The organism is Streptomyces sp. NPDC004647 (assembly GCF_040609575.1).
Taxonomy (GTDB): domain Bacteria; phylum Actinomycetota; class Actinomycetes; order Streptomycetales; family Streptomycetaceae; genus Streptomyces.
This window is the reverse complement of record NZ_JBEXKU010000087.1, coordinates 20097-27418: the sequence shown is the minus strand read 5'-3', so window position 1 is coordinate 27418 and position 7322 is coordinate 20097. Positions and strand designations below refer to the sequence as shown.

General features: G+C 69.4%; 5 protein-coding genes. 4 read left to right on the top strand and 1 reads right to left on the bottom strand.

What is annotated here, in order from left to right:
* The first annotated feature begins 112 nt into the window (after nucleotides 1-112).
* The 3 genes from ABZW18_RS28840 (at nucleotide 113) to ABZW18_RS28830 (ending at nucleotide 2828) form a co-directional block, all read left to right on the top strand.
* Entirely contained in the window at nucleotides 113-793 is a 681-nt protein-coding gene (locus ABZW18_RS28840; RefSeq protein WP_356192978.1) for a ComF family protein, read from the top strand.
* Nucleotides 794-1141: 348 nt separating this feature from the next.
* Nucleotides 1142-1876 carry a ribosome-associated translation inhibitor RaiA gene (raiA, locus tag ABZW18_RS28835; protein WP_356192975.1) on the top strand — a complete coding sequence of 245 codons (735 nt, stop codon included), beginning with the start codon at nucleotides 1142-1144 and terminating at the stop codon, nucleotides 1874-1876.
* 208 nt (nucleotides 1877-2084) lie between these two features.
* A complete protein-coding gene (locus tag ABZW18_RS28830) occupies nucleotides 2085-2828 on the top strand; it encodes a response regulator transcription factor (RefSeq protein WP_356192972.1) in 744 nt (247 codons plus the stop codon).
* Nucleotides 2829-2849: 21 nt separating this feature from the next.
* Here ABZW18_RS28830 and ABZW18_RS28825 read toward each other — a convergent pair whose 3' ends face one another.
* Nucleotides 2850-4025: a crosslink repair DNA glycosylase YcaQ family protein gene (locus tag ABZW18_RS28825; protein ID WP_356192970.1), complete on the bottom strand. Its 1176-nt coding sequence runs from the start codon at nucleotides 4023-4025 to the stop codon at nucleotides 2850-2852.
* A gap of 378 nt (nucleotides 4026-4403) precedes the next feature.
* Between ABZW18_RS28825 and secA the strand changes: the two genes are divergently transcribed.
* Nucleotides 4404-7235, top strand: coding sequence for a preprotein translocase subunit SecA (secA, locus tag ABZW18_RS28820; RefSeq protein ID WP_356192967.1), 2832 nt, complete (start codon nucleotides 4404-4406; stop codon nucleotides 7233-7235).
* Nucleotides 7236-7322 lie beyond the last annotated feature (87 nt).

The following is a 7322-nucleotide window of genomic DNA, read 5'->3' as shown; positions in this document are numbered from 1 at the left end:
CTCGAATCTCCGGGATCCCGGAGATTCGAGGACCCCGGTGGTCACTGCTGAGAGCCCTCAAGAGTTATCCACAGGGCTGGTGACAGGCGCCGCCAGCGGCCACAGTGGTGCCATGCGGGGGTGGTGGCAGGAGATCGCGGGCATGGTTCTGCCGGTCGGCTGCGCGGGCTGCGGGCGTCAGCGGACCGCGCTGTGCGACCGGTGCGGTGCGGCGCTGGCCGGAAAGGCGCCTCGCCGGGTGCGGCCGAGCCCGCTGCCCGCCGGACTGCCGCCGGTGTACGCGGCCGCGCCATACGCGGACGAGGTGCGGGCCGTGCTGCTCGCGCACAAGGAGCGGGGAGCGCTCGGGCTGGCCCGTCCCCTGGGCGGGGCTCTGGCGGGAGCGGTGCGGGCAGCGTGCCCCGGGCGCGGCCCGCTGCTGGTGGTGCCGATGCCATCGGCGTCGCGCTCCGTGGCGGCCCGCGGGCACGATCCGACGCGCCGGATCGCCTTCGCCGCCGCTGCCCGGCTGCGCCGGGAAGGCCGGTCCGCGCGGGTGCTCCCGGTGCTTCGGCAGCGGCGGGCGGTGGCCGACCAGGCGGGGCTGTCCGCCCGGCAGCGGCTCAGCAATCTCTCCGGCGCCCTGGCGGTCCCGGGAGGCAGCGCCCGGCTCCTGGGGGCCGCTCACGTGGTTCTGGTGGACGATCTGATGACGACGGGAGCCTCGCTGGTGGAAGGTGCCCGGGTGATCGGACGGACGGGTGCGCGAGTGGCCGGAACAGCCGTGGTCGCGGCGCCTTTGAGCGCCTTCTGAAATAAACCGGAACTGGTAGGGAATGAGCGTCGTTGCAGGTGGTAGAAGCGGAAGTGATCGGTATGGAGGTACGCGCCGGTAGGGGGTGCCGACACCCCACTGCTAGGGCTATGTTCGGTTGTGAGGAGTGGCGGAGGCTATGACCTTTAGGCCGGACGAGCGTGCTTCGGGACTTTTCCGCTGTCCCTGAAGTCGATGGGGTGGTGATCTTGTCGACTGGGGAGGAGGAGGTGAAGGTCGCAACGCCGCGACTCCGGACGACGCCCGGATCCGTGGCGGTGCAGCAGACGCAGTGCCGGACGGGCCCCGCCCCCGCTGGAGGCGACCCACCGGCCCCAGGCAAGAGGGATGTGCTCCGCATCGGAGCGGAGCGATCCGGGAACGGAGTTCTGCGTGGACATCGTCGTCAAGGGCCGCAAGACCGAGGTGCCCGAGCGCTTCCGGAAGCACGTGGCCGAGAAGCTGAAGCTGGAGAAGATCCAGAAGATCGACGGCAAGGTGATGAGCCTCGACGTCGAGGTGTCCAAGGAACACAACCCCCGTCAGGCCGACCGTTCCGACCGAGTGGAGATCACGCTCCGCTCCCGTGGACCGGTGATCCGGGCGGAAGCCGCGGCCGCAGACCCGTACGCCGCACTCGACGCGGCCACCGCCCGGCTGGAAGCCCAGCTGCGCAAGCAGGCCGACAAGCGCCGGGTGCACCGTGGCGGCAGCCGTACGCCGACGAGCGTCGCAGCAGCCACCGCACCGCTCGCCGCTCATCTCAACGGCGAACCCCCCACTGAGAACGTGAGCGTCGAGGAGACGGTGCCCACCACGAGGATGGGCTCGCTCGAGGTGCAGGGCGAAGGCCCGCTGGTGGTCCGCGAGAAGTCCCACGCCGCGGCCCCGATGAGCCTCGACCAGGCGCTCTACGAGATGGAGCTGGTCGGACACGACTTCTACCTGTTCGTCGACGCCGAGACGAAGCAGCCGAGCGTGGTCTACCGCCGCCACGCCTACGACTACGGCGTCATCCACCTGGACACCGACCCCATGGTCGCGGAAGCGCCGCACGGCGCTGGTGGAGCGCTCGGCGGCTGAGACCGGCCGCCGCGCTGAGCCGGCTGCCACGTTGACCGAATCGGTGCCCCCGGAAGCGTCTGAGCGCCCCCGGGGGCACCACCGTGCGACCACGGGGGCAACGCTCCACCTCCCGGCATGAAATCATGACGGAGCGACCAACCCGCGCTCTGCGGAGGCCGGTTGGCGGACACGCAACCAAGGGCCACGGCCTTCAGGGGGAGGAACGATGGCGGACAGCTTCGGGCCCGGGTCCGACGAGGACGACGAGCGCGTCGTCGGAGTCGGAGCGGACGTGGGCGGGCCGCGCGAGGAGCCCATCCGGGTCCTCGTGGTGGACGACCACGCGCTCTTCCGCCGCGGGCTGGAAATCGTCCTCGCCCAGGAGGAGGACATCCAGGTCATCGGCGAGGCGGGCGACGGCGCCGAGGCGGTGGACAAGGCAGCCGACCTGCTCCCCGACATCGTGCTGATGGACGTACGGATGCCCAAGCGCGGCGGTATCGAGGCCTGCACCTCCATCAAGGAGGTGGCCCCCAGCGCGAAGATCATCATGTTGACGATCAGCGACGAGGAGGCGGACCTCTACGAAGCGATCAAGGCCGGGGCCACCGGCTATCTCCTCAAGGAGATCTCCACCGACGAGGTGGCCACCGCGATCCGGGCGGTCGCCGACGGCCAGTCCCAGATCAGCCCCTCGATGGCCTCCAAGCTCCTCACCGAGTTCAAGTCGATGATCCAGCGCACCGACGAGCGGCGGCTGGTGCCCGCGCCTCGGCTCACCGAGCGCGAGCTCGAGGTCCTCAAGCTCGTCGCCACGGGCATGAACAACCGTGATATCGCCAAGGAGTTGTTCATCAGCGAGAACACGGTGAAGAACCACGTCCGCAACATCCTGGAGAAGCTGCAGCTGCACTCCCGGATGGAAGCCGTGGTCTACGCGATGCGGGAGAAGATCCTCGAGATCAGGTAGTTCGGGACGGGCGGCTCGACCTCAGGTGGTGAGGGCGTCGGCCAGCGGCGCTGCCAGTTCCGGCCGGTCCACCCGTTCGATCCGTACGGAGTCGCAGCCCACCCACTCCGCGGCCTCCAGCAGCGCCTGCGCCATCGGCCGCACCGCCGCCGAACCGTTCAGCGACAGCTGCCGCGCCACCAGCGTCGTCCCCTCCCGTGCCGGATCCACCCGGCCCATCAGCCTGCCGCCGGCCAGCAGCGGCATCGCGAAGTAGCCGTGCACCCGCTTCGGCTTCGGCACGTAGGCCTCCAGCCGGTGGGTGAAGCCGAAGATCCGCGCCGTGCGCGCCCGGTCCCAGATGAGTGAATCGAAGGGCGACAGCAGAGTCCTGCGGTGCCGGCCGCGCGGCTCGGTGGCGAGCGCCTCCGGGTCCGCCCAGGCCGGTTTGCCGCCCCATCCCGCGACCGACACCGGGACCAGCCCGGAATCGGCCACCACCGCGTCGACCTGCTCGTTCTTCAGCCGGTGATAGTCCGCGAGGTCGGCGCGGGTCGCGACCCCCAGCGACTGCCCGGCCAGCCGTACGAGCTGCCGCAGGCACTCCGCGTCGTCCAGATCGTCGTGGAGCAGATCATCGGGCACCGCGCGCTCCGCCAGGTCGTACACCCGCTTCCAGCCACGACGCTCGGTGCACACCACGTCGCCGGTGTCGAGCAGCCATTCCACGGCGATCTTGGTCTCGGACCAGTCCCACCACGGTCCGCCGTTCTTGGCGCCGCCCAGCTCCGTAGAGGTCAGCGGGCCGTCCGCCTTCAGCCGGTCCAGCACCGCGGCGCACGACCGATCCGCGTCCTCCATCACATGCCAGCGGTGCCCGCGGGCCCGCCGGGCCCTGCGGCGGAAGGCGAAGTGCGGCCACTCCTCGATCGGTAGCACGCAGGCGGCATGCGACCAGTACTCGAAAGCGTGGTTCCCGGTCCAGTACGCCGACTCCACCGCTTTCCGTCCGACCGGGCCCAGCCGTGCGTACGGAATCAGCTCGTGCGACCGCGCCAGCACCGAGATCGTGTCCAGCTGCACCGCGCCGAGGTGCCGCAGTACCCCTCGGACACCGGCCCGCCGGTCCGGTGCGCCCAGCAGTCCCTGGGCGCGCAGGGCTATCCGCCGGGCGTCGTCCGCGGACAGTTCGGTGGCCGGTCCTGGCAGCGTGGTCATGAGCGGCACCCTAGGCTCGGCCACTGACAATGCCCTGCGAAGCCGGGCCGGGCTCCCGGGCCGGGCTCCCGTGAAGAGCTCCGCGCCGCCCCGGAGCCGCCCCCTGGCCCCACACCGGGCCCGGGACAGCCCTGGAAAGAGCCGTGGGGGAGCCACGGAGAGGGCTGGAGAGGCCGGGAGAAGGCCGGGAGGAGGCCCGGAGAGGGCACTTTCCGCGCGCCTCCTCCGTTCTTCTTACGGGTGATACCGACCCTTGGCGATGACGGACCTCCCGACGCGGCGGGGTCCTGACTTACGATGGCCGTTGCGGCGGGGCCTGACCCTGCCGCGCCCGCGCACCGACCGTGCCAGGCCCGACCGGCAAGGAGACCAACCTACGTGTCCGTCTTCAACAAGCTCATGCGTGCAGGCGAAGGCAAAATCCTGCGCAAGCTGCACCGCATCGCGGGCCAGGTCAACTCCATCGAAGAGGACTTCGTCAACCTCTCCGACGCTGAGCTGCGGGCGCTCACCGACGAGTACAAGGAGCGGTACGCCGACGGTGAGAGTCTGGACGACCTGCTCCCCGAGGCCTTCGCGACCGTCCGTGAGGCCGCCACGCGCGTGCTCGGCCAGCGCCACTACGACGTCCAGCTGATGGGCGGCGCCGCGCTGCACCTGGGACATGTCGCCGAGATGCGCACCGGTGAGGGCAAGACCCTCGTCAGCACCCTCCCCGCCTACCTCAACGCGCTGTCCGGCGAGGGCGTCCACCTGATCACGGTGAACGACTACCTTGCCGAGCGCGACTCGGAGTGGATGGGCCGGGTGCACAAATTCCTCGGACTCGAGGTCGGCTGCATCCTGGCCAACATGACGCCGGCGCAGCGCCGCGAGCAGTACGCCTGCGACATCACGTACGGCACCAACAACGAGTTCGGCTTCGACTACCTCCGCGACAACATGGCGTGGTCGCAGGACGAACTGGTGCAGCGAGGCCACAACTTCGCGATCGTCGACGAGGTCGACTCGATCCTCGTCGACGAGGCCCGTACACCGCTGATCATCTCCGGCCCGGCCGACCAGGCCACCAAGTGGTACGGCGACTTCGCCAAGCTGGTCACCCGGCTGTCCAAGGGCGAGGCCGCCAACCTGCAGAAGAGTCTGGAGGAGACCGGCGACTACGAGGTCGACGAGAAGAAGCGCACCGTCGCCATCCATGAGCCCGGTGTCACCAAGGTCGAGGACTGGCTGGGCATCGACAACCTCTACGAGTCGGTCAACACCCCGCTTGTCGGCTACCTGAACAACGCCATCAAGGCCAAGGAGCTGTTCAAGAAGGACAAGGACTACGTCGTGATGGACGGCGAAGTCATGATCGTCGACGAGCACACCGGCCGTATCCTCGCCGGCCGCCGCTACAACGAGGGCATGCACCAGGCCATCGAGGCGAAGGAAGGGGTGGATATCAAGGACGAGAACCAGACGCTCGCCACGATCACCCTGCAGAACTTCTTCCGCCTCTACAGCAAGCTCTCCGGCATGACCGGTACGGCCATGACCGAGGCTGCCGAGTTCCACCAGATCTACAAGCTGGGTGTCGTCCCGATCCCGACCCACCGGGAAGTCGCCCGTATCGACCAGTCCGACCTGATCTACCGCACCGAGCCCGCGAAGTTCGACGCGGTCGTCGAGGACATCGCCGAGAAGCACAAGAAGGGCCAGCCGGTCCTGGTCGGCACGACCTCGGTCGAGAAGTCCGAGTACCTCTCGAACCAGCTCTCCAAGCGCGGTATCCCGCACGAGGTCCTCAACGCCAAACAGCACGACCGAGAGGCGATCATCGTCGCCCAGGCCGGCCGCAAGGGCTCCGTCACCGTCGCCACGAACATGGCCGGCCGCGGTACGGACATCAAGCTCGGCGGGAACCCCGACGACCTGGCCGAGGCGGAGCTCCGGCAGCGCGGTCTGGACCCGCTGGACCACCCCGAGGAGTGGGCCGCGGCGCTGCCCGCCGCCCTCGAGAAGGCCGAGGCGGCGGTCAAGGCCGAGCACGACGAGGTCAAGGATCTCGGCGGGCTCTATGTGCTGGGCACCGAGCGTCACGAGTCGCGCCGTATCGACAACCAGCTGCGCGGCCGTGGCGGCCGCCAGGGCGACCCGGGCGAGTCCCGCTTCTACCTCTCGCTGGGCGATGACCTGATGCGCCTGTTCAAGGCCCAGATGGTCGAGCGCGTCATGGCGATGGCCAACGTCCCGGACGATGTGCCCATCGAGAACAAGATGGTCACCCGCGCGATCGCCTCCGCGCAGTCGCAGGTCGAGCAGCAGAACTTCGAGACCCGTAAGAACGTCCTGAAGTACGACGAGGTCCTCAACCGCCAGCGCGAGGTCATCTACGGCGAGCGGCGCCGCGTTCTGGAGGGCGAGGACCTCCAGGAGCAGGTCCGGCACTTCATGGACGACACCATCGACGCGTACATCCAGGCGGAGACCGTCGAGGGCTTCGCCGAGGAGTGGGACCTCGACCGACTGTGGGGCGCCTTCAAGCAGCTCTACCCGGTGAAGGTCACCGTCGAGGAGCTCGAGGACGCGGCGGGCGACCGGGCCGGGATCACCGCTGAGTTCATCGCTGAGTCGATCAGGGACGATATCCACGAGCAGTACGACGAGCGCGAGAAGCAGCTCGGCTCGGAGATCATGCGCGAGCTGGAGCGGCGCGTGGTGCTCTCGGTCCTGGACCGCAAGTGGCGTGAGCACCTCTACGAGATGGACTACCTCCAGGAGGGCATCGGCCTGCGCGCGATGGCCCAGAAGGACCCGCTGGTCGAGTACCAGCGCGAGGGCTTCGACATGTTCACGGCCATGATGGAGGGCATCAAGGAGGAGTCCGTCGGCTATCTGTTCAACCTGGAGGTCCAGGTCGAGCAGCAGGTCGAGGAGGTTCCGGTCTCGGAGACCGCCGAGAAGGCGTCGCTCGAGAAGGCCCCGCAGGACGCCGTCCCGGCCGTGGCCGCGGGAGGCCGTCCGGAGATCCGCGCCAAGGGCCTCGACGCCCCGCAGCGCCCGGACCGGCTGCACTTCACGGCTCCCAAGGTGGACGGCGAGGGTGGCATCGTCGAGGGCGACTTCGCCACGGACGGTGCGCCGGCCCGCTCCGAATCCGACGGGCTGACCCGCGCGGAGCGCCGCAAGGCTCAGAAGTCCAGCGGCCGCCGCCGCAAGAAGTAACCTCCGCCGCACGAAGTAACCCCTTCCGCCTCCGCGCGCGGAGGGCAGCGGTACGGGGACGGGTACGGGCCGGGGCCGGGCACCACA

Coding starts and splice junctions, on each gene's coding strand:
- ABZW18_RS28840 (WP_356192978.1), top strand. CDS start 113: ATGCGGGGGTGGTGGCAGGAGATCGCGGGCATGGTTCTGCCGGTCGGC.
- raiA (WP_356192975.1), top strand. CDS start 1,142: ATGTGCTCCGCATCGGAGCGGAGCGATCCGGGAACGGAGTTCTGCGTG.
- ABZW18_RS28830 (WP_356192972.1), top strand. CDS start 2,085: ATGGCGGACAGCTTCGGGCCCGGGTCCGACGAGGACGACGAGCGCGTC.
- ABZW18_RS28825 (WP_356192970.1), bottom strand. CDS start 4,025: ATGACCACGCTGCCAGGACCGGCCACCGAACTGTCCGCGGACGACGCC.